Origin of the sequence: Sphingomonas sp. CCH10-B3 (assembly GCF_001556185.1) — a bacterium.
In the GTDB taxonomy this organism is placed as follows: domain Bacteria; phylum Pseudomonadota; class Alphaproteobacteria; order Sphingomonadales; family Sphingomonadaceae; genus Sphingomonas; species Sphingomonas aquatica.
The window spans coordinates 1-19,064 of record NZ_LSIJ01000021.1 but is presented as its reverse complement, the minus strand read 5'-3'; the positions used below and the strand labels follow the sequence as shown (position 1 = coordinate 19,064).

Annotated in this window: 13 protein-coding genes; 7 read left to right on the top strand and 6 right to left on the bottom strand. The window is 63.0% G+C overall.

Annotated features, from left to right (window positions below):
- Window positions 1-2: 2 nt before the first annotated feature.
- The 4 genes from AX672_RS04755 to AX672_RS04740 form a co-directional block, all read right to left on the bottom strand.
- Window positions 3-1,316: a DUF5690 family protein gene (locus AX672_RS04755; RefSeq protein WP_066649027.1), complete on the bottom strand. Its 1,314-nt coding sequence runs from the start codon at window positions 1,314-1,316 to the stop codon at window positions 3-5.
- A gap of 136 nt (window positions 1,317-1,452) precedes the next feature.
- On the bottom strand, window positions 1,453-2,385 hold the full coding sequence (locus tag AX672_RS04750; protein ID WP_066649026.1) for an acetyl-CoA carboxylase carboxyltransferase subunit alpha: 933 nt from the start codon (window positions 2,383-2,385) through the stop codon (window positions 1,453-1,455).
- Entirely contained in the window at window positions 2,382-6,071 is a 3,690-nt protein-coding gene (locus tag AX672_RS04745; RefSeq protein WP_066649024.1) for an SDR family oxidoreductase, read from the bottom strand. The genes AX672_RS04750 and AX672_RS04745 overlap by 4 nt, the downstream gene beginning before the upstream one ends.
- Window positions 6,072-6,230: 159 nt before the next feature.
- The gene (locus tag AX672_RS04740) at window positions 6,231-11,705 is read right to left on the bottom strand and encodes an AMP-binding protein (RefSeq protein ID WP_066649020.1); all 5,475 of its coding nucleotides are present in this window, start codon (window positions 11,703-11,705) and stop codon (window positions 6,231-6,233) included.
- 309 nt (window positions 11,706-12,014) lie between these two features.
- Here AX672_RS04740 and AX672_RS04735 point away from each other — a divergent pair, with 309 nt between their 5' ends.
- Together AX672_RS04735 and AX672_RS04730 are read left to right on the top strand one after the other, a co-directional pair.
- Window positions 12,015-13,259, top strand: a complete 1,245-nt coding sequence (locus AX672_RS04735; RefSeq protein WP_082730382.1) for a tyrosine-type recombinase/integrase — start codon at window positions 12,015-12,017, stop codon at window positions 13,257-13,259.
- 392 nt (window positions 13,260-13,651) lie between these two features.
- Entirely contained in the window at window positions 13,652-14,182 is a 531-nt protein-coding gene (locus AX672_RS04730; protein ID WP_066649017.1) for a helix-turn-helix transcriptional regulator, read from the top strand.
- A gap of 209 nt (window positions 14,183-14,391) precedes the next feature.
- Here AX672_RS04730 and AX672_RS18145 read toward each other — a convergent pair whose 3' ends face one another.
- On the bottom strand, window positions 14,392-14,841 hold the full coding sequence (locus AX672_RS18145) for a helix-turn-helix transcriptional regulator (RefSeq protein WP_066649014.1): 450 nt from the start codon (window positions 14,839-14,841) through the stop codon (window positions 14,392-14,394).
- Window positions 14,834-15,328: a cupin domain-containing protein gene (locus tag AX672_RS18500; protein WP_168727335.1), complete on the bottom strand. Its 495-nt coding sequence runs from the start codon at window positions 15,326-15,328 to the stop codon at window positions 14,834-14,836. The genes AX672_RS18145 and AX672_RS18500 overlap by 8 nt, the downstream gene beginning before the upstream one ends.
- A gap of 185 nt (window positions 15,329-15,513) precedes the next feature.
- Between AX672_RS18500 and AX672_RS18140 the strand changes: the two genes are divergently transcribed.
- The 5 genes from AX672_RS18140 (at window position 15,514) to AX672_RS04700 (ending at window position 18,210) form a co-directional block, all read left to right on the top strand.
- A complete protein-coding gene (locus AX672_RS18140) occupies window positions 15,514-16,035 on the top strand; it encodes a carboxymuconolactone decarboxylase family protein (RefSeq protein WP_082730379.1) in 522 nt (173 codons plus the stop codon).
- Window positions 16,036-16,147: 112 nt separating this feature from the next.
- Window positions 16,148-16,504 carry a nuclear transport factor 2 family protein gene (locus AX672_RS04715; RefSeq protein WP_066649008.1) on the top strand — a complete coding sequence of 119 codons (357 nt, stop codon included), beginning with the start codon at window positions 16,148-16,150 and terminating at the stop codon, window positions 16,502-16,504.
- 87 nt (window positions 16,505-16,591) lie between these two features.
- Window positions 16,592-17,185: a ferritin-like domain-containing protein gene (locus tag AX672_RS04710; protein WP_066649005.1), complete on the top strand. Its 594-nt coding sequence runs from the start codon at window positions 16,592-16,594 to the stop codon at window positions 17,183-17,185.
- A gap of 1 nt (window position 17,186) precedes the next feature.
- Entirely contained in the window at window positions 17,187-17,600 is a 414-nt protein-coding gene (locus AX672_RS04705) for a c-type cytochrome (RefSeq protein ID WP_066649002.1), read from the top strand.
- 31 nt (window positions 17,601-17,631) lie between these two features.
- Window positions 17,632-18,210: a uracil-DNA glycosylase family protein gene (locus tag AX672_RS04700; RefSeq protein ID WP_331711170.1), complete on the top strand. Its 579-nt coding sequence runs from the start codon at window positions 17,632-17,634 to the stop codon at window positions 18,208-18,210.
- Window positions 18,211-19,064: the final 854 nt, after the last annotated feature.

Below are 19,064 nucleotides of genomic sequence, written 5' to 3'. Positions count from 1 at the left end.
GATCAACCCTGCGCGGGCACAGCGGCTGACGGCGCCGCCGCAAGGGCTGCCGTGCGCCGGTGGAGGTAGATCCCGGCAAAGATCGTCAGCACGGTTCCGACGATGCTGGTCGCATAGGCGGCCGCGATGAAGAACTGCAGCCAGTCGAGCGATGCTTGCCCGAAATTCCGCCACAGCAGCAGCGCGACGCTGCCCAGGTAGCCGAACGAGTCCGCGACATACAGCAGGAAGCCGGCATTCGCGACGCGACCGCTCGCGGCGATCAGCCGGTCGAACAGCACGGCGTTGACCGGATTATAGGCCAGATAGAGCCCAGACCCAGCGAGGATCATCCACGGCAGTGGCGCGATCAGATGCGCCTGAAACGCCAGCGTCGATAGCCCAACCAGCGCGAAACCGCCCGCCATCATCGCGTGGATGACCGCCAGCGCGTGCCGGTTGTCGCGAATGACGATGACAAGCGCCAGCCCCGCCAGCGCGAACAGCGCAACCGGCAACTCGCTAAGCGAAAACACGGCAGCCTGGCCGCCATAGCCAAGCGCGGTCCAGATTTCGGGGGCGAAATTGTCGCGGAAATCGCGAAAGGCATTGAGCAGCACATAGGCTACGACAATCGCGAAAATTCCCGGCGCAAAGGCGCGCAGGAAGCTTGCGCGTTCCGCCGCCGTCATCGGCGCGCGACGGACACGCGCGGCTTCGTCAGCCGGGCTGGGCGGGGGCAGGCGGCGCAGCACCCAAACCGAGCCGAGCAACAACGGCAGGAACAATGCGCCGGTGGCCGCAGGCATCCAGAAACGATCGACATCGACACTCTGCATCAACCAGGTGCCGACCGATTTGACGACGCCCGACGAGACGATGAAGCTCGCACACAGCATCGACGCCAGCACTTCGGACACGCGCCGCCCTTCCATGAAGCCGAAGACGAGGCCCCAGATCATCCCCAGCGGCACGCCGTTCAGGAACAGCATCGCGACGTTCCACGGTGCGGGGATCAGCGCAAAGCCGATCAGCGCGAGCCACGACAGGCCGATCAGCGCAAGGATTGCGGTGGCGCGGCGACGCGGATCGATCTCCGAAATCACCTTGACGCCGATGAACTTCGACAGCGCATAGCCAGCGACCTGCGCCAGGATCAGCGCGATCTTGTAATCGAGCACGAACGGCCAACCCGCCACCTGCTCGTAAGTCGCGGCGGTGAAGGGCTTGCGAAACGAATACATCGCCGAATAGGCGCAAAAGCCGGCCATGCCGGCGACCAGCGTGAAAACGGCTGGATGGGCCCGCGCCAAGGCTCGGCCGAAACGCGTTTCCATCGATTGCCCCACTGGAATTCCCCCAACCACCGCCGCTAGCGCCGCAGCGTTACAGCGCCGCGTCGCCGATGGAAGCGGGCCGGAGGCAAGTTCCCCAATCTGGGCCGAGCGTCGCTTCGGTCAGGCGCCATCGGCGCTAACTGCGGCCGAGCCGAAGGAAGTAGTTTCGCCGCTCAACCCGAAGCTCCCCCGGCGTCAGCCGCGTCAAGGCGTCCAGTTCGGCGTTGAGTGCCAGCGTCAGACGCTTGATCGCCTCGGCATGGTCGCGGTGGGCGCCGCCCTTCGGCTCGTAAACGATGCGGTGGATGACGCCCAGGCGCAGCAAGTCCGCCGCTGTGACTTTCATTGCCTCGGCCGCATCGGGCGCGCGATCGGCGCCGCGCCACAGGATCGATGCGCAGCCTTCTGGCGAGATCACCGAATAAACGGCGTGTTCGAGCATCAGGACTCGGTTGGCAGCGGCTAGCGCCACTGCGCCGCCCGAGCCTCCTTCGCCGACGATGACAGCGATCAGCGGTACGCCGAGCGACAGGCATTTCTCGGTCGTCCGCGCGATCGCCTCGGCTTGCCCACGGGCCTCGGCATCGATTCCGGGAAACGCGCCCGGGGTGTCGACGAGCGTGATGACCGGCAGGCCGAAGCGGTCGGCCAAGTCCATCAGCCGGATCGCCTTGCGATACCCCTCAGGCCGGGCCATGCCGAAGTTGTGGTGCAGGCGCGAGGCGGTGTCCTCGCCCTTGGCATGGCCGATCAACATCACACGCCGCCCCGCGAACCGCGCAAAGCCACCCATGATCGCAGGGTCGTCGCCAAAGGCGCGGTCGCCGGCCAGCGGCAGAAATTCGTCGAACAGGCCGGCGGTAAGGTGCCGCAGGTGCGGCCGGTCGGGGTGCCGGGCGACCTGGGTGCGCTGCCACGGCGTCAACCGCGCATAAAGATCGACGAGTTGGCGCGTCGCCCGCTCGTCGAGCATTGCCACCTCGTCTTCATGCCCCCCCGCCGCACGGAGCGCCGCGGCGCGCGACGCCAGCGCTTCGATCGGCTTTTCGAAGGGCAGATAGTGCATCACACGGTCATCGACATGCCGCGATAGATCCGCGCGCGGTACCGCGAATCCTCGGCATCGGGGAGGGGAGCGCCCAGGAGCAGCACCGCGCGCGCGAAGCGCTTCACTTCTTCGAGATGCTCGTCGAGATTGCGCGGCTCTTCGGATTGCACGCGCCGGGTCAGATTGACCTGGTTGACGGGCACATCGTGCACCAGCCGCTCATTCTCGACCGCCAGCGTCGCCGTGAAGGCATGCAGCGTCGTCTTGATGAAATTGGCGAGCGCAAATGCCGGGCTGGTATCGCCCATCGCGACGTCGGGCGACGCGAGCACGAGCTGGCAATCATCATAAAGCGATGCCTTGCGCGCCACGCGGAAGTGGTTGGTCAGATTGTTCGCCACCACGGCGCGGAATGCCTCCGGGGTCAGCGGATCGTCGGTCGCGAACAGCTTTTGGGGCAGCGCCTCGAACGGAGTCGAGAGCAAGGTGGTCGGTCGACCCCATTGCGTCATTGCTGCGTCCATCGCTGCCTCGATTGTCTCGCCGCAGACGATTGACTGTAGCGCGGTGGCGGGCACATCGTCGAGCGCCGCCTTCAGCGCGTCGAACCCGGCTTCGGTCCGGGTGATCAGCACCACGCGTGCGACCTGGCATTCGTTGATGAAGCTGCGCGCGGTCTCGGCGATGTAATCGACCAGATGCTCGCCGACGATCCATACCGTCTTGCCGCGCATCTGATCGAGCCGCTCCTGTTTGGGGCTGCCGAACAGCTCGCGCTCGGTGGTCGAGCGTTCGACCGACAGGCCGCCCGACGGCATGAAGGTCTCACCGCTGACCGCGCGGTCGGCGAGGAAGAAGACCGTCGCCTGCGCCACGTCCGTTTCGGTCGGCATCTTGCCGAGGTGAAGCTTCGACAGCACGCCGCTGCCGACCTTCTTGGCTTCGACCGCGATCTTGTCAGCGGGCAGGAAGGGGACATTTTCGGGCGGTGTGCGAAGCAGCCAGCTGCTGTTCGCCTCTGGCGTATCGGGCCGGTCAGCCCAGCCGGGCGCGTCGAGGAAATAGCCACCCTGGCGCAAGCGCGAAACAAGCGCCGCGGCGATGGCCGGGGTCAGCAGATACTGGTCCCAGGTGCACACGCCATCGCCTTCGCGCGCGCAGGCTAATGCCAGATCACGGATCTCGCGCGGATTATTGGTGTCGTGCGACATGCGAACCGTGTCGTTACGCGCGAGCCGCGTCAGCAGCGCCTCGACCCGCACGCCGCGCCGCAGCGCCTTCACCGATGCGGCATGAACAGCGTTCAGCCGCTTGTTTTCAAGGATCAGCTTGCCGCGCCGTTCGAACAGTCCGGGCTTGCCGCCGGTCCCCGCCAAGCGGTCACCATCGACCGGACCGGGCGCAATCGCATTGAACTGCACTTCCGGCCCCAGATAGCGCGACATCGCTTCCACCATCGCGCGCTGGCCCGATTTCGACACAGCGTAATCGGCGCGATTGGGATAGGCGACCGCGAGATATTTCTCGCCGCCGAAATAGGACGAGACGTTGAGCACATAGCCCGACCCTTGCGCCTTCATCAGCGGGACGACGTGGTGCATCAGGAAGTAATTGGACACCAGATTGGCGTCGAGCGTGTAGTTCCAGGCGTCAACGCCCATGTCGACGACCATGTCCTCGGCGCCCGCGACACCCGCGTTGTTGATCAGGTAATCGATCCGCCCGAATGCCTTCAGCGTCGCATCGACGGCACCTTTGAGCGAGTCGAAATTGCTGACATCGACATTGGCCAGCGTCTGCACGCGGCGCTCGACCCCGGCAAAGCCGATGTCCTCCAGCTCGGACACGATCCGCGCGCGCGCGACCGCCAGTTCGCTTTCGCGCCGGGCGACCATCATCACCTTGGCGCCCGCCAGCGCGAGCAGCCGCGCGACCTGGCCGCCGATGCCCGCCGAGCCGCCGGTGATCAGCGCCACCTTGCCGAGATGCAGCCCGGTGATGTTCTCGCTGAACCCCGGCATCGCCTTGCGCGAGCCGGTCGCGTCGCCGATGCTGGTGGGCACGTAGAGCGTGATTTCGCGGATCTTGCTTTCCTTCAGCAGGATCCGCGCCGCGTGCCCGGCGGTGAAACGCGTGTTCTCACCTTCGATATTGCCGAACCGGACGATCTGGTTCCCCCATTCCGCCTGCCGCCGGCGACCATGGCCAACGTCGATCTCGGATTCGTCGCGCCAGATGCGGATCAGCTGTTCGGTCGCCGCGCGCAGCATCTGTGCATAGACGTCGCCCTTGCCGTCGCTCGGGTTGGTCAGGAACACGAAGCGCGGTTCCTGCAACAGGCTGTCGTGCCGCTTCCAATAACGGCTGAGCGTCCGCGCCAGCGCGATGCTGCCAGCGAGCTCGACATCCATGAAGCGCTCGACATCTTCGTCGGTCGCATCGACCAAGTCGCCGACAAGCTCGCCCGGCCCCAGCACCGGCATGAACATCGCGCCGGTGATCGGTGCGTTTTCGGTGGTGTAGGATTCGAGCGCCGCTTCCATCGCGGCGGGTTCGGTGCGGTTGAACCGGATGATGGTCAGCCGGTCGTCGGCGCCTTCGGCCTTGGCGCGCGCCTGCGCAATTGCGACGTCGGCCTGCCGCGTCAGCCCCAGCAGCACCCGGGCGCCGCAAGCAATCTGGATATTGGCCATTTCCAGCGCCTGTTCCCAGCCGTCGCCGGCAGCAATCAGCACCGCCAGACCCGCGCCGTCCATCGATCGCATGGTCGGGCGCGAGAGATAGGTCGCGCGCTCTTCCTTGCGCACGGTCATCCCGTGCGTCACCTCGAAATCATGGCCGTTATAGGCGGCGGATTCGTCGCTACCCAGAAAGACGCACGTCGTGGCAATGTCGGTCGGGGTTGGAAAGGTCTTGGCCTTGGCATTGCCGCCGGTCGATCGTTCCAGCGACATCATGTCGAAGAACTGGTTGGCAGTGGTGCCGGCATCGTCGCCGCGCATCTTGTCCATCGTTGCAAAGACACTGCGGATGCGTTCGCTTTCGATCGGGCCGGGGAAGACCAGGTTGACGCGGATGCCGCGCGGGCCGAGTTCCAGCGACAGTTCGCGCGAAAAGGCGTTCATCGCCGCCTTCGGCACGACATAAGCGGCGCGCGCGTAATAGGGCGTGCGCGAGAAGATCGTCGACACGTTGATGATCGAACCGCCTTCCGTCATCGCCGTCGCCGCCGCGCGCGACACGTTCCAGGCAACACCGAAAATGTTGCGGATCGCGTTGCCGACGGTTTCATTATCGGTCGATCCCGCCTTTTGCAGCGCCGCGAGTTCGGCGGCATCGAGCGGCAATTGCTCGATCGGCTGTTTCGGGCCTGCCGAGCCGGCATTGTTGACCAGAATATCGATCCGACCGAAGCGTTTGACGATGTCGGCGATGGCTGCGCGCACTGACTCGGGATCGCCGCCGTCGAGCGCCACAGTCGCCAGTCGCGATGCATCGACGCCCGTTTCGGCGCGAATGGCGTCCGCGGCGGCGTCGGTGCGGGCAGGGGTGCGCCCGGTCATCACGACAGTCGCGCCTTCGGCCAGATAATGGCGCACGATATGGCCGCCGAGATTGCCCGCTGCCCCCGTCACCACGGCGATCTTGCCTGCAAGCCTGCCGCTGCTGGCGAGCGAGCGGTCGGGGGCGGTCGTTGCTTTGGCCATGACTCTCTCCAGGTAACGGTTAGCGGATCGACGCAGTCCGCAAACGATGATTGCAATGCCTGGGGAGGGCGAAGCCGAGCATATCGCACCCGCGCGCAAAAGCGCAACGGCGATCGGGCGGACCGCCTTGATTCCCCTTCGTTTCGGCGGGCCAGCCGCTCAACTGGCCGCTGCCCAGGCCTCGAGCAAGGCATCGCGGCTGCGCAATCCCAGCTCGGGCAGCGCATGGTTGACGACATAGGTCGCGCCCGAATGGCGATTTTCCCACATCGCCTGATGCGCTTCCGGCAGGCCATGCCAGGGGACCACTTGCGGCTCGGTGACTTCGAGCAGACCGGCCGCGATCATGTCGTTCATGCGCGCGACTTCGAAAGCGTTGCACAGATGCGTGCCGAGGATCGACGCGGTCGGCATCAGGATCTTGCGTTGCCGCGTCCACACTTGCGGCGCATAAAAGGTGAAGCGCTGGCCGGCGAGATCTTCGGCAAAGATCACGCGGCCAGTGAAAGGCTTCACCAACGATGTCGAGACGCCTAGCGTGTCCTGCCCGGCGCGTTCGATGACGACATCCGGGCTGCCGCGCGGATTGTCGGGCGACCGCAGGATTTTGCCCACGGCAGACCCGAACGGCTTCATCACCCGGTCCTGATAGTCGCGCACGGCGGCCTTGAAGACTTCGATGTCGGCCTTGGCATCGGGCAGGCGCGGCATCGTGTCGGGCCAGAGGAAATTGGCCCCCTCGCGCCGACGGATCGCCTCAAGGCTGACGATGCCCTCGATCGCATCCTCCAGCCCCAGCGACTGCAGGAATTCGCGCTGACCGTCGGTTGTGGTCGCAACCACAGTGCGCGCGTTGAAGCGCCGTGCGGCCTCGATCATTTCAAGGCCGGTTTCGTCGAGCAGTTCCGCCGATCGCGGACCATAATAGAGGAGCACCGCCTCGCCGCCGCGCACAGCGGCACGGCGCAGCATTTCCTCGGGCGGCGCGCTGCCCGGCTTGCCCATGAAGCTGAAGTGATAGCCCGATGACGCGCCATAAAAGGCCAGCGCCCCGCCTTCGGCCAGCAATTGGAAACTGCGCGGAAACGCGGTTTCGCCGGCATGGCTGACGACATAATCTGCGAGCTTGCCACCGTTCAGCGCCTGATATTCGGCAATCAACGCTGCACCCGCCGCTTCCCACGCCCGCGCTGCTTCGGCGTCCTCGGGTACCGTCGTGAACAGATCGGCGAAGCGCGGATCCTTGCGGTCGATTGTACCGACCGCGCCTTGCTGACCCGTGATGAAGGCTGCGCGCTCGGGCGACGAGACCAGACCCGTGACCTGAAGACCGGTCCGTACCGAGCTGCGCAAAGCATCGAGCCCGGTGCCGGTCGCTGCCCCTTCCACGAACAAAGTCCGCCCCGGCGCGATCTGCAATGTCGTGAACAGGCAGCGCGAAATCGTCCCGAGGTTGAGCACATAGCTGCCGGCCTGCTCGAGTGTCAGGTCGGGGGGAATGGCGTGCATCTGCGGCGCCTGCACCGCCAGAAACTGCGCATGGCTGCCGGTTTCGGTTTCATAGCCCTGGATCGCAAAATCGGCGTACATCGGATCATTGCCGACTGCCGGGCTCAGCAGATCGTTGGTGCCTGAATAGACTGTAACGAGATCGCCGACTTTCACCCGGCCCTCGGCGCGCGTCTCGCTGCCGAGCGCGGCGACCAGCGCAATGCCGCCCGATCCGGTGATCTGGACATCTTCCTCATGGGCATCGAACGGTGACACAGGAATGCCGGTCAGCGCCCAGATGTCGTTGAAGTTGACCTCGCTGGTCAGCATGTAGAGCAAGGCTTCGTTCGGTGCAGGCTCGGGCACCTTGACGATCAGCTCGCGCTCATGGCTGGCGGGCGGGCCGAAGCGCGGCGCGCCGGTTTCGGCATCGCGGGCAATGCCGAACGCATATTGCCAGGGCGGGATCGGCGTGACGCCCGGATAGAAGGGTGCGCCGACGGGGAGCAGATCACCAGCTTCGATCAGCGCCTTGCCGCGTGGTTCATGCTCGTCGTCGAGCCAGACGCCGTCGCGGCGGACGGGGAGGGGCGGGCTGACCTTGTCCATGAACTGGCGGATGCCGGTCTTGCCCCCGTCCGGGTCGATGATCGCTTCGGCGAACAATGCTGCCTCGCGCGCGAGCCCTGCGCTCATCCCCTGTTCGAGCCCGGTCCGCACCGCTTCGAGCGCGCGTGCCGCCGCCCGGCCGCGTCCGGCCCAGTCAAGCTGGCGACGGATTCGCTGCAGAAAGTCATCGTTGAGCACCGCGTCGAGATCGACTGACGATGCCGCTTCCCATTCTTTGGTCGCGGCCTGTCGCGCTGCATAAGCCGCCCCCAGAGGACTGGCGGGACCATCCTTCACAAACGCCCGGACAGCGGCATGGGCCGCGCTCAGGGCATCCTCGGCGCCGTCGACCACTGCCTCGACCAGCCCGATCACTTCAGCGGCCGCGGCGTCGATGCTGCGCCCGCCGAGGATCAGGTCGAGCGCGTCGCGCACGCCGTCCGCGCCATGCCGGTCCGCGAGCAGCCGTGGCAGCCGCTGCGTCCCGCCATAGCCGGGCAGCAGCCGCAGGCGGATTTCGGGCTGACCAAAGCGCGCGGTCGGCTCGGCGATGCGGTAATGGCAGGCGAGCGCAAATTCCATGCCGCCGCCCAGTGCCACGCCCTGAACCGCGGCGATGCACGGCTTGCCCATCGTCTCGATCTTGCGGAACGCGAGCTGGGCGTTGTTGGGGAGCACCATCGCCTCGTCGAGCGTGTGGATTTCCTCCAGCATCTGGCGGATGTCGGCGCCCGCCACGAACGACGCCGTGCCCTGACCGGTAAAAACCACCGCGACGACATCGTCCTTGCGCGCGAGCTGGTCGACAACGACCACCAGTTCGTCGATCGCGCGTTCGTTGAGCGCATTGACCGGCGGGTTGGTGACCGTCACGGTCGCCACGCGTTTGCCCGGCGCGACATTATTATACTGGACGAGGAAATAGCGGTTGCGTTCGAACAGCGACTGCTCCTCGCTCATTCGCTGCTTGCGCTGCCAATCGTCGATTGCGGCCTTGATTTCGGTCAGCGCCTCGGGATTGCGCAGCGTGGTCACGTCGCCGATATCGCCACCCTCGACCAGCGCCCGGACCATCCGGCGCATGTACTTGCCGCTGCGGGTTTCGGGGAACTGCGACACCGCGATGAAATCGGCGGGAACCGCCACCGCGCCCTTTTCGCTGCGCACCAGTTCGAACAGGCGGCGCTTGTCGTCGATCGTTAGCTTGCGCCCCGCGACCGGCACCACAAAGGCCAGCGGCGTCAGCCCTTTCTCGCGGTGCGGCGCGCCGACGACAAGGACATTGCCGACAGGGGAATCGGGGTCGAGCGCCTTGTCGCGCAGCACCGCGCCTTCGATTTCCTCGGTCCCCATGCGGTGGCCCGAAACGTTGATCACATCGTCGCTGCGGCCGTGGAGCGAGAAGGAACCATCGTCGTGGGCGATGGCGAAGTCGCCCTGCGTATAAGCCCAGACGCCCTGCCAGCGTTTCCAGTAACCATCGATCCAGCGGCTGACATCGCCGCGCCAACCAGCGCTTACGCTGCCATTTTCGACCTGAAAATTGCCGACATCGCCCCAGATGGTGCGCGCGAGATAAGGGTAGGGGGCGGCAATGACGATCTCGCCCTTCTCGCCGGTTTCGGCGCGCCGCCAGGGCACGCCATCGCCAGCGGCACGCGCAAACGGCGTGGCGTTCCCCGACCCGTCCGCATCCTCCACCCAGACATCGCCGACAATCCAGGGCAGGGGAAAGGCATGCGCATCGGGCTTCAGCGGGAAATCCCGGTTGCCATAGAAATGCGTCCAGGCAATACCGCCATGCTCGGTCGCCCAATAGCTGTTGATATATTGCGGCGTGACATGCTGCATGCCGAATGCCTGCACCGACGGCGATGTCGGCTCGGCGCAGAAGGTCGCAACGCGCAACTGCCCCATGTCATAGCGCTGCAGGTCGGCGAGGTTCGACGGGTCGGACATCACCGATTTCAGGAACGTCACCCCGGCCTTGAAGATCGTTACGCGGTGCCGTTCGATCATCGACGCGAAGCGCCCCGCATGGGGAAAGACTGGCGATCCTTCCGACACCAGGCTCGTCACCCGGCTCATCAGCGGCGCGCAGATCAGATAGCTTTGCCCGGTAATCCAGCCCGGATCGGCGACCACGAACAAGGTATCCCCGGGCCGGGCATCAAACGCCACTTTCATCGTGTGCGCGACCCCGGCGGCATAGCCATGGACGTGGACGATGCCCTTCGGCTTGCCCGTCGATCCGGAGGTGTAGATGAAGAACATCGGGAATTCGGCATCGACCGGCAGCGGCCTTGACGAGGCCCAGATCGCGCGCACGAAATCATGGTCGGGCAGCGCCAGCAATTCCGCCTGCGAAGTCACCGCAAAACCGGCATCGCGCGCGCCGGCTAACAGCGTCTCGAGCGCAGCATCGGTGAGTTCATGGCTCCAGCGGTCGCGCTCCTCGCGCCAGATCATGTCGGGCTGGGCGGTGTGTCGCACCACAATCACCGTTTCGACCCGCGGCGGCAGCGTCACTAGGCTGGAGGCTATGGCGATGCGGATGCGGGCGGCATCCGCCGAACTGATCCGCCCTTCGCTGCCCAGCGTGATTAGCGCCCGCCCGACACCGCGCATCACGTCCGACCGCTCGACCGACACTTCGCCCGCCAGCGTCTGCCTGACGGTGTCGAGAATCGTGGCCGCGTCGGCTTCCGGGAGGCCGAGATCGGTGTCTGCCAGAATCGACAGCGCGGTTGCGACCGGCACATAATTGTCGAGCGCCGGATCGGTGTAAGCGTTTTTGAAAGCGGCGACCTGCGCGTTGCGATAGCTGCCGTCGGACGTGACGATCACTCGCGCACCGGCGTCGCAGATCCGGTCCGACAGCGTCTTGTCGCTGAACCCGCCAAACACCGCCGTGTAAACGATGCCGAGCCGCTTGGCGGCCTCCGTCCAATAGATTTGCGGAACGATGCTCGGCATGTTGAGCGCGATGCGGTCGCCTGCCTTCAGCCCGAGCGCCTGCAGGGCCAGCGCGCATTTTGCCGTCTCCAGCAGCAACTGCTTGCGCGAGACCGAAAAGCAATCGACTGGCGCGCCGTTGCCGCCATTGGCGGACATGTCCCAACGGTCGCCCTCAAAGATCAAGGCGGTCTCGTCGCCGTGCCCGGTCAGCACATGGCGGTCGACTTCGCTGAAACAGGCATTGGTCCGCCCGCCCACGAACCAGCGCCAGTGCGGCGGTGCCGACCCGTCGAATGCAGTTGTCCAAGGGGCGAAGTCTGGCGGCAGATCGGGGGCGATCGGCGCGCCGCTCTGCGCGTCCCAGCCAGTCCATTGCCCGTCGCTGCCCTTCGCCAGCCAGGCGCCGGCGTCGCCGACGTCGGCAATGAACCAGTGTATTGCTTGCGCGGCGATGGCGCCGTGGAAGGCGCCGGGGTCGGACAGAACGTCGGCACGCATCCGTTCCCAGTCACGGCGGTCGACGATGGGGTTGATCTGTGGCACCGCAACAATCGCAGAAGTCGACGCTTGTTGCATGACCGACTCAACCCCTTCATGATCCAGAACCGATCCAGCCCGAATAATGCGCTGTTGGCAATATCCGGCAATAGCGGCGCTGCGATCTGCTGCGATGCGGTCGATTACGATGTCGATGGTTTTATGGTGGACGCACTTGGGCTCGAACCAAGGACCCGCTGATTAAGAGCGGAGCTTTGTGCCCTTTTCGTTCCTTTCCAATACTACGCCAAACTACGCTCAAGGGCTTGAAACGGTTGGAATAAATCCGCCGTGGATTACCCTTCGCTACGCCAGCGTAATCCCGACATCTGATTACGTGGCGATTACGTGGACGAGCGCCAGATCATGCCCAATCAGTCAATCACATTGCGAACCATTCAATCCGTTACACCGGACCCGCACCGCGACATTTACGTGTGGGACCCCCGGCTGAAGGGCTTCGGACTTCGCATTACGCCAAGAGGAGCACAGTCCTTTGTGTTCCAGTATCGGGTCGACGGCGGGCCTGCGCGCCGCAAGACAATTGGGCCTGTCGGCAGTCCCTGGACGCCGGCCACGGCGCGCAAGGAAGCCGAGCGGCTGCTGGTCTTGGTCTATCAGGGGATCGACCCGGTTGAAGCCAAGCGTGAAGCGAAGCGGAAAAAGGAGACGCTGAACTTTCGGACCTACAGCGAGAGGTTCGTCGAGCTCTATCTCAAGCCGAACTGGCGGGGGACGTGGGGCTCGGCGAATTGCACGATCCACAACGTTTTTATTCCGCGCTGGGGCAACCGCCCCGTCCATGAGATCACCCGCGCTGACATCGTGAAGGTGCTGGATGAGTATTCCGATCGCCCGGCGCGGCGCAAGGAGATCCACTCGCTCCTGCGCAAGTTCTTCAATTGGGCGACCGACCGGCAGGATATCGATGTCTCGCCGCTGGCCGGGATGAAGGCTCCGAAGGCCGTTCCATCGCGACGCAGGGTGCTCAGTGACGACGAGGTTGTGGCCTTGTGGAGGGCGACCGAGAATTCCGGATGGCCGTGGGGGCCCTTTGTGCGGATGCTGATCCTAACGATGCAACGGCGTCAGGAAGTTGCCGAGATGGACTGGTCTGAAATCGATCTGAATGCGCGCCGGTGGACCCTGCCGGCCGATCGGGCGAAGAATGATCAGGAACACGTCATACCGCTGACGAGCCTCGCCCTCGCAGAGCTCCAGCTGCTGGGTCCGAAGCGGAAGGGCCTCGTATTCACGACCACTGGCACGACCCCCGTCTCGGGTTTCTTCAAGGGGCGAGCAGCGCTCCACAAGGACATGATTGCGTATCTGAAGGCGAAGCAGGTCGAGGAGGGCGGTGACCCAGCAGAGGTGGAGGTTCCGAACTGGCGGCTGCACGATATCCGCCGAACCGGCGCAACCCATCTCCAGTCGTTGAGAGTCCCCGTCGAGGTGACAGAAAGCGTACTCAACCATATCAGCGGAACAAGGGCAGGGGTCGCGGGGATCTACAACCGCTACAGATATGACGATGAGAAGCGCACCGCTCTCGATGCGTGGGACGCGAAGCTGCAGTCACTCCTATCGACATAGGCCAATGCAACGCCGGGTCTGATTCCAGCCCACGGCTTGCTGCGCCTCTTGGCCCACGATGAACGCAGCGGAGCAACACGGCAGTGCAACAAAAGCGTCACAGCAAACACCGTTGACAAATGTCAACATATAGGCGATATGGAGGTCGGTTGAATGGCTAGGCCACGCCATCCGAACAAGGAGATTGAAGCGGCTATTGCCCATGCGGAAACGCTGGGCTGGCGGGTCGTTCCGATCAGTGGCCACGCCTGGGGGCGGCTCTACTGCGCTTGGGCTGACCGGGACGGTTGCATGGTCTCGGTGTGGAGCACGCCGCGTAATGCGGAGAACCATGCCAAGGCTATACGACGGGATGTGGCGCGGTGCCCGCACGGGCAAGCGGAGTGAGTGAGATGAAGACGCATGAGTTCACCATTGTAGCCTCCGGCCTCGATCCCGAGGCGGACGGCTACGAAGATCGCTTCTTCGAGGCCGGTTGCGACGACGCGACGCTTTCGTTCCAGAAGGGCGTGATCATCGCCGAGTTCGCCCGTGAAGCTGTGTCATTTTCCAAAGCTGTTACAACCGCTTATAAGGATACGCTCCAAACGGGTGCCAAGATCGAACGGGTCGAGCCGGATTATCTGGTGAACCTCAGTGATATTGCCGAGCGCTCAGGCCTCACCCGTCAGGCGATCTCGCTCTATACCAAGGCGGAACGGGGCTCGGGCTTCCCCAGTCCGGTTGCGCGCGTCACCTCCAACAGTCCTCTCTGGGATTGGCTGGAAGTCACCGAGTGGCTCCACGCCCAGGCAAAAATCGACCGCGAAGCGGTGGTAGAGGCGCGGATTGTCAAAGAGGCCAATCGCTTTCTCGAGTTGCATGACGGGGAGCCTGATAACTTCACGCGGCGACTGGAATTGCTCGAGGATGCGGGACCCTAGGCGTATTCAGGTCTGACGCCCATGCACCACCCTATTGCTCAGATGCAGCATTTGCCGTATCTTTCGTCACCGGCTGATTAGATCGCCTATCAATAGTTTGAATTCGGGAAAATACATCAATATTCTAAAAGTCATGAACAGGCTCGACGAGTTGATTAAGCAAAAGCAAGAATTAGTTTATGCGGTCGACCGCGATGGCTTCGCCACTTCTACGCTGCGTTGCTGCTCATCCTTCGCTCTTTGGGCGAACAGCCGAAGCGCTCTGAAAACGCGCGCGTGAAAGCGGCAGCCGAGCGATAGCCAACGCGATTGGCAACCGTCTTTATCGGGACATTGCTTTCCGCGAGTAGGTTGAGCGCACGCTGAAGCCTCCAGTCCACTATATAGGCCATCGGGCCACTGCCAACCAGCTCGCGAAAGCGCTCGGCAAAGCGGCTGCGCGACATCCCCACGTCCGCCGCTAGGCTTTCGACAGTCCATCCATGGGCGACATCACCGTGAATGAGGCTGAGTGCCTTGCCGATCTGAGGGTCGTAGACAGCGGAAATCAAACGGCTGATTTCGGGCGCCTGCGCGATGCCGGCGTGTATCGCCTCGATGAACAGCACCTCGGACAGGCGGCTGACGCTAGCTGTGGCTCCCGGTTCGCCCTCAAACATGCGGCGCACAAGCAGGGCGCAGAACGTCGTCAAGCATGGGCCGTGATGCACGGTCCGCTGCGGTAACATGCAACAAGTCCGGTATCGAACGTAGCAACGGGTGGTCTGCACCATCGGCAAAGGAGAAATGGCCGCATACCATTTGGCAGGATTCGCCGGCTTCGCCGCTCCCGACGATGAACGGCCCCGAACCGGTGAAGCCTGCTTGCTGTATGACATCGCCAAGCGGTTGCCCTTCAACGGTTTCGCTGCTCGACAGCAAATGGCCAGCGCCGCCGGGAACAAGGGCAAGATCGCCAGCTCGCAACTTTGTGCGCGTCCCATCAGCGAGGGTGACGTAGCACGTCCCTTGTACCACTAGGTGAAAGCGCGCTGCACGCCTGTAGCTAGGGACGGCGATATTAAACGCCGGGTAAAAATCGGTGCGAAAGTAAATTGTGGCTTTCAGTGCTACTGTGTCGAGCACGTCGCTGAGTACATCGGTCATGCTGGTTGCTTAGCACCGGCGCTCGTTAAGTCCACAAGACTATTCGCGAAACGTTGCAGGTCATCCCAACGAATTGACCAGAAGTCGCAAAATGACACCACCGCATTGCGTTACCTCCCACCGACGCGCAATCAAGCGTCGACGGACTTGCTAACCCTTCGCCAGGAACTGCACGGAGATTTGTCGTGGAGACCATTCCCCAGACTGATGCCGCGTCTGCGCCGTCGAAAACCCAAGACCTGCTAAATGCGGTCAAGAAACAGACCGGCGGCTTGCCCAATATTCTTGCCACCATGGCGCAATCACCGGCCGGGCGAAGTGGTTATCTTGGAGTTGCCGGAGCACTCGCCGCACGAAGCCTGTCAAATGTGAACCGCAAGCAGATTGCGCTCGCTGTCGCCGGTGCCAATGTGTGCGATTATTGCGCTTCGGTGCATTCGGGACGCGGCAAGGGAGCAGGTCTTTCGTCCGACGAAATGGCCAGGAATTTGATTGGCGGATCGTCATATCCCAAGACCGCCGCTCTGTCGGGCGTCGCATGCGAAGTCGTTCGCCTACGTGGCCAGACAACGGCAGCTCAACTCGCAACGCTCACCACGCCGGTTTCGATCATGAGGCCGGTGTCGAGACTGTCGCGAACATCACACTCAGCATTTTCACGAACTACTTCAACCATATCGCGGGGACCGAAAATGATCTCCCGCTGATGCGTTCGCGGAGCGCCTTGTTTGTTTAGGCGACCCCAACGGGCCGGTTCGCCGCCCCCAGCGAACCGGCCCAACTCAGTCTTCAATCACATTCAATCCGAAGGAAAAGCCAATGACCAATCCAATAGAAGCTGCCGAAAGCGCATCAAACGCGCTCACCGCTCAGGGCAGAATCCTTGAGTCGATCGACCAGTACTATGCCGACAATTGCGTATTCATCGAACCCGATGGCGCAAGCCGCACGTCGAAGGACGCAGAGCGCGCACATCTTGAAGGCTTTTTCGCGAGCCTGAAGAGCTTCGAAAGCGCGACGTTGCACGGCCAGGCCGTCGGGGACAATTTCTCGGCGAGCGAATGGACGTTCAAGATGACGGCCGGTGATGGCAGCCCGATCATCTGGCACGAAACGCTCGTGCGCACCTGGCAGGACGGCAAGATCGTCTCAGAAAAATACTACACCCAGGCCTGATCTCGGGCGACCCGATTGGCTCCGTTTCGACTTGAATCCCGGCGCACAGCGCGCGGGTAATTTACTACTCCAACAGAGGGAAATCTCATGTCCAATGAAAATGAAGTTGCCGTCCAGTCCCGCCGTGCCCTGTTCCGTTCAGCTGGAATTGCCGCTGCTGGGCTTGGGCTCGCCACCCTTGACGCACCGTTGCTGGCCGCGCCACGCAAGATTGCGCGCCGCGGCGATACCGACAGCTCAGATGTTGGCGTGATGCAGGGTGCTCTTGCACTTGAACATGAAGGTATCGCTGCCTATCGCATTGCCGGTGGAAGCGGGCTGCTCAGCAAGGGCGTGCTCGACGTTGCACTGGTTTTCCTCGGCCATCACGAGGGGCACCGCGATTCACTTGCCAAGCTGATCGCGACGGCTGGTGCAAAGCCTGTCGAACCCAAGACCGATGCCGAGTATATTTCGGCACTTAACATCGGCGCGCTCAAGTCCGAAGGCGATGTCATTAAGTTTGCTGCCGGCCTCGAACAGGGCGCGACGAACGCCTATGTCGGCCAGATCGCTGCGTTGCAGGACCACAAGCTGGCACATCTCTTCGCGCAACTTAGCACAGACGAAGCGGTTCACTGGGCCATTCTCAACAACGCGGCGGGCGGCGCGATGCCCAAATCTGCGTATCTGTTCGGCTGATATGGCAAGTCGCAAACGCATCGAGGCCGGGGTCGCGGTTTGCGCGATCCTGGCCGGGGCCGGACTGGTGTTTGCCCCCACCGCCGCGCCGGCGCAAGCGGTGGGCAATCTCGCAAATGGCCAGGCGCTTTATCGAGCAAAATGTGGCGGATGCCATTCCATCGAGGCAAACCGTATCGGCCCGGCGCACCGCGGTCTCATTGGACGTCGGATCGCAACGGCACCAGGCTATGCTTATTCTCCGGCACTCAAGAAATTGACCGGCGTTTGGACGCCGGCGCGGATCGATTTATGGCTGCAGGGACCCCAAAAAATGGCGCCAGGCTCGAAAATGTTTTCGACTGTCTCCGACGCCGCGCAACGGCGCGACATTATTGCTTATCTTGCCGCAAACTCGTCCGTGGACCGGAGGTAGCGGGACGCCTGTTATGAGATCGTCCGATTGCTTGCTGGAAGACATTCAAGCGTGCACCCTGTGTGCTGAGCATCTGCCAGCCGGACCGCGCCCGATCGTTCAGTTCAGCGTAACCTCCACAATTGTCATCATCGGTCAGGCGCCCGGCGCGCGCGTCCATGAGAGCGGCATTGCCTGGGATGACGCAAGCGGCGAGCGGCTGCGCGAGTGGACGGGGCTTACGCCCGATATTTTTTACGATCCCGCGCAGGTCGCACTTGTGCCGATGGGCTTTTGCTATCCCGGCACCGGCAGCAGTGGCGATTTGCCGCCGCGCCTCGAATGTGCACCAATGTGGCATGATCGCGTCATGGCCGTGCTTCCACCCGCGCGATTGACGCTGCTCGTTGGCAGCTATGCACAGCAGCGTTACTTGGTCGAGGCCAAAAAACAATCGCTGACTGAACGTGTTGGTAAATTTCACCAGTACCTGCCGCACTACTTTCCGCTTCCGCATCCATCATGGCGCAGTATGGGCTGGATGAAACGTAACCCATGGTTCGAGCACAACGTCCTGCCAATGTTGCGCGATGCAATTGGAATGCGAATAGGCACTGCCCCACACGAGTAGGCTTGTCAGTGTTTTAGGCGACCGCCAGGCCATTGGTAGGCGCTTGGATCCCCTCGTGGGGCAATTTGGCGAACGAGGGCTTCTCGGTTCGGTGCTGGGCTACCCATGCGGAAGGGCTGGGCTGGCGGGTCGTTCCAATTAGTGGCGATGACTGGGATCGGTGTTATTGGCGCTGGGTTGACTAAGACGGCTGCATCATTCCGGTGTGTCGGCGGTGATAGCAGGCGATCAAACAGGTTTGCTGTCGGGCGACGGGTTCATTTCCAGCAGGGTGCCGCGTCCGCGAGGCTATCGAACAGGTCATACCAATGCAGTCGTGTCTACCGTCCATAGTTGCCGTGGCTTTCAAAGTGAGGCGACCGCCAATGGGCAAGTGACAAGCGGTCGGAAAAGGGCGCATTTAATGTGGTGGAGGGGTCTCCACTTTACGGGATCTTCTCCGAATAAGTCAGACAGGAAGGCGACGATGGAGCAGGTACCGGCTGTTGAGTTGGATTTGGCAAAGCGGGTTGGCTAGGTTCACGGCGTCAACGCACAGTGCAATGTGCCCTGATTGGGACGCACAGCAATGTTTTCGAGCCCAACGATGCACCATTCGGGGTCATAACGCACCTCCGTCCCGTCTGAGCGCCATATCCAATGATCCCCATTTATGTCCTAGTTCGATCCGTCTTTCCGGCATGCGTTCCTATCAGCGATACTGATCGGCCAAGGCGGAAGGTGCTCGCTCAATCGAACGCGCGCGCAATGCTGGTGTTGGGTACCGCAGCTTGCATCCTAGCCCAGCATTCAGCCATGCCGGTCGCGTCCGTCAAGGTGGTGTAATTTCGGCTGTGGCCGTGGGCCATCGTCAG

Bases quoted from the DNA above. Each gene is read 5' to 3' on its own strand.
- AX672_RS18500 (WP_168727335.1), bottom strand. From the start codon at position 15,328: ATGACCGATGTACTCAGCGACGTGCTCGACACAGTAGCACTGAAAGCC.
- AX672_RS04740 (WP_066649020.1), bottom strand. From the start codon at position 11,705: ATGCAACAAGCGTCGACTTCTGCGATTGTTGCGGTGCCACAGATCAAC.
- AX672_RS04715 (WP_066649008.1), top strand. From the start codon at position 16,148: ATGACCAATCCAATAGAAGCTGCCGAAAGCGCATCAAACGCGCTCACC.
- AX672_RS04745 (WP_066649024.1), bottom strand. From the start codon at position 6,071: ATGGCCAAAGCAACGACCGCCCCCGACCGCTCGCTCGCCAGCAGCGGC.
- AX672_RS04705 (WP_066649002.1), top strand. From the start codon at position 17,187: ATGGCAAGTCGCAAACGCATCGAGGCCGGGGTCGCGGTTTGCGCGATC.
- AX672_RS18145 (WP_066649014.1), bottom strand. From the start codon at position 14,841: ATGTTTGAGGGCGAACCGGGAGCCACAGCTAGCGTCAGCCGCCTGTCC.
- AX672_RS04755 (WP_066649027.1), bottom strand. From the start codon at position 1,316: ATGGAAACGCGTTTCGGCCGAGCCTTGGCGCGGGCCCATCCAGCCGTT.
- AX672_RS04730 (WP_066649017.1), top strand. From the start codon at position 13,652: ATGAAGACGCATGAGTTCACCATTGTAGCCTCCGGCCTCGATCCCGAG.
- AX672_RS04710 (WP_066649005.1), top strand. From the start codon at position 16,592: ATGTCCAATGAAAATGAAGTTGCCGTCCAGTCCCGCCGTGCCCTGTTC.